Genomic DNA, 2946 nt, shown 5'->3' with positions numbered 1-2946 from the left:
AGTGATTTTTCCAATTTCTGATTAATATTTGATTTGCAAATTTCAATTTATAATCGAAATTTGATTGAGGATAAATGTTTAAATTAAATTGCGTGTAACGTGTTTGTATATGAAAAGTTGCGTGTAAATAGGCACAAATTTTCTGTTTAGTAATGACTTTAAAAATACAAAAAGACCTTTGAATTAAGCACTTACCAGCAATTTTTTATATACGGTGTTGCCCACAGTATTTTATTCCGTTATTAATTTATCTATTTCAGATTTCAAATGATTGACGAAAATATATTTATCTGTTTCTAATCTGCCATCATATCTTAATTGTCCGTTTTTTAAAATTAACAAATGCGGATAAGCATAAATGCCTAAATTCTCAACGTCCTTTATAGATGTAGCATATAATGTCGGAAATTTATAGTTCAGTTCATCCACTAATTTCACGACTTTGCTAAATTCATCCCTTTTTAAAGGAACGTTTATAGAATAAAATTCAACATTTGGGTTGTTCTTGTATTCCAAATAGTACTTTTCTAAATCTGGAAATTTTTTAAAACAAATACCACACGATGTTGTCCAAAAATCCAGCACAACAATTTTAGATTTATCCAATTCGACTTTTTCTTGATATTTATTTAATAAGGATAATCCTTTAAATTCTTTGTTCGTTTGTGCTCCAATATTATTTTGTAAAACAAAAACATTAGGAAGTAAAATTAGTCCAAGAAATGCAAAGAAAACAAATGATAATATAGGTACAAATACAGATTTTCTTTTAGAAAAAAACCAACCTAAAGAAACACTTATAGGTATAAAAATCACATACCATAACAATCGTGAAGAGCTACTAAAAAAAGATGATATAATAAACAGTAGGAAAATTGGAAGTATAATTATCAATCCCAATTTAAATTGCTCTTTAAATTCAGTTTTATTGAATAAAAAGAACGAAAAGATAAATAGTGATGACAATGTGAAAGTAAGCATCCATCTATGATTTCCTCCAAAAATTCCACCAAAAATGAGGTAGATTATTATTGGTGCAAGTGCAAATATTATTTTAATCAGGATTTTTTTCATATTGTGGGCAACGGTCTTGTATATGGCTTGTAGCTTGCAAATTAGCGATAATTATTCGGTTGAGCATAAGCCAAATTTTAAATTTTACTACTTAATTTTTTCAATGGAAAGTTGTCAAATTTAAAAATTTGGCGACTTTCCAAACACGCCTAAACTTTGGATTTAGCAACTGCCAAGCTATGAGCTATATACAGTGTTGTACGTAGGCTTTTATTTTTTCGCTCATTAATTCTTTCGGGTATTTCCAATTCAACATTTGGTTAGGTGAACTGTTCAATCCGCTATTTATTTTTCTAAATGGTAAATTTTCAAAACTTCCATAATCAACTTTCCATTGCTCAATGCTAAACATACAATTGTTTAAAGAACCATTCGCACTTCGGTCATTATTTGTTTCGCACAGTTTTATTTCCCCAATCAGTTTTCTTAAAGTTCCTAAATCAATTTCAATTTCATCATTTTTTAGTTGTGAATGAAGAGTTTCCGTAAATATTTGAGTAATGTTATTCAATTCCGATGCTTTTATGTCAGCCAAAATGAGTAAATATTTAGTTTGTTTGTTAAAAATCAGCCAGCATTTTTTTCTATCCGCATAAAAAATAGTCGCTACCCATTCGCCCAAGATTTTATTTTCGGATTCGCTGTTTTCAACAATCGATTTTTGTATTGTTTTCTCAAGTTTTCGAGTTGTGTATATTTGGGTTTGATTCATTCAGTTTTGACTTTCTGAGTGTTTTTTTAGCTTACGTACAACGGTTTTGTATATGGCTCGTAGCGTGCAAATTAGCGATAACTTTTCGGTTAAGCACGAGCCGAATTTTTTAATTTTCTTATTATCTTTTTTTTCAATAAGCCAAATTAAAAAATTTGGCGGACTTGCAAATATGCCTTAACTTTGAATTAAGCAACTACATAGCTATGAGCTATATACGTTGTTGTAAAACGTTTTTTTCCGTAACTAAAATCTGTAGCCTACATTTAATCCTAATTTCGCAACAATTGTATGGTCAGTTTTGTCAGCATTAAACAAAAGAAAACCATATCCTGCGTTAATTTCAAATATAAATCCGCTTTTAGTTACCCATTTTGAACCTAAACCCAAACCAATGGATAAATCATAAACATCATCGCCTTCATTAGATGTCAAATTTCCGTCAATATCTTTTAGTTGTTTTCCGTCGATAGAACTAAACATTCCAAAACCTTCGGCAAAAAAACCTGACGCATATTTTTTTCCAAAATATCTTCTATAATTTGTTGAAATCATATAGTTTGTATCTTCATTATTCTCATCAGAAAATATATATAATGCGGAAATTCCCAATCCGGATTTTTTGTTTAGAATTCTTTCATAAGACATTTCAATTCCTCCCAAAAGAGGTGAAATCACGTTTAGTTTGATTTCGTTTTTCTTTTCATTTAGATTGGAATAAGTTTCGTTTTGTGCTTGAACAGCAAAAACTGAAATTAACATAGCAAATAATAATAAGTTTCTTTTCATAAATAGTTTATTGATTTTTATTTTATTCTATAAAGACTTTTGATAATCAATTTCGTTTCAGATTGGTTTTTTTCAAATGTTTTACAACGGTTTTGTGTATGATTAGTGGCGTGTTTAAGCACCTAATTTAGCAAATAAAAACCGAATAGAAAATCCGCGAGGATTTTCGTAAGTAGGCGAGAACCAGCCATTAATTATACACGTTGTTGTAAGTAGTGCTTTTTTAGTTCACTTACTTAATTTCAAAATCCGAAATGCTCCTTGAATTACCAATGCAAAAACAATTGTTCCGATAATCAAATCAGGTTTATTAGAACTCAAATAATGCACTAAAATTCCTGCAATAATTACTCCCAAATTGATAATCACGT

3 protein-coding genes and 1 pseudogene are annotated in these 2946 nt (G+C 29.4%); all 4 read right to left on the bottom strand.

What is annotated here, in order from left to right; genetic code table 11:
• Positions 1 to 231: 231 nt before the first annotated feature.
• Positions 232 to 1074: a TlpA family protein disulfide reductase gene (locus BLV84_RS12300; protein ID WP_093246143.1), complete on the bottom strand. Its 843-nt coding sequence runs from the start codon at positions 1072 to 1074 to the stop codon at positions 232 to 234.
• A 184-nt stretch (positions 1075 to 1258) separates the two neighbouring features.
• The gene (locus tag BLV84_RS12295; protein WP_093246139.1) at positions 1259 to 1786 is read right to left on the bottom strand and encodes a DUF6933 domain-containing protein; all 528 of its coding nucleotides are present in this window, start codon (positions 1784 to 1786) and stop codon (positions 1259 to 1261) included.
• A 246-nt stretch (positions 1787 to 2032) separates the two neighbouring features.
• Positions 2033 to 2575 (bottom strand): DUF3575 domain-containing protein, encoded by a 543-nt coding sequence (locus tag BLV84_RS12290; RefSeq protein WP_093246136.1) that lies wholly within the window; start codon positions 2573 to 2575, stop codon positions 2033 to 2035.
• 228 nt (positions 2576 to 2803) lie between these two features.
• Positions 2804 to 2946 (bottom strand): annotated as a pseudogene (locus tag BLV84_RS12635) (cation transporter); the annotation flags it as partial.

The sequence above is a fragment of the Psychroflexus halocasei genome (genome assembly GCF_900107595.1).
GTDB classification, from domain to species: domain Bacteria; phylum Bacteroidota; class Bacteroidia; order Flavobacteriales; family Flavobacteriaceae; genus Psychroflexus; species Psychroflexus halocasei.
This window is presented reverse-complemented; position numbering and strand designations above follow the sequence as displayed.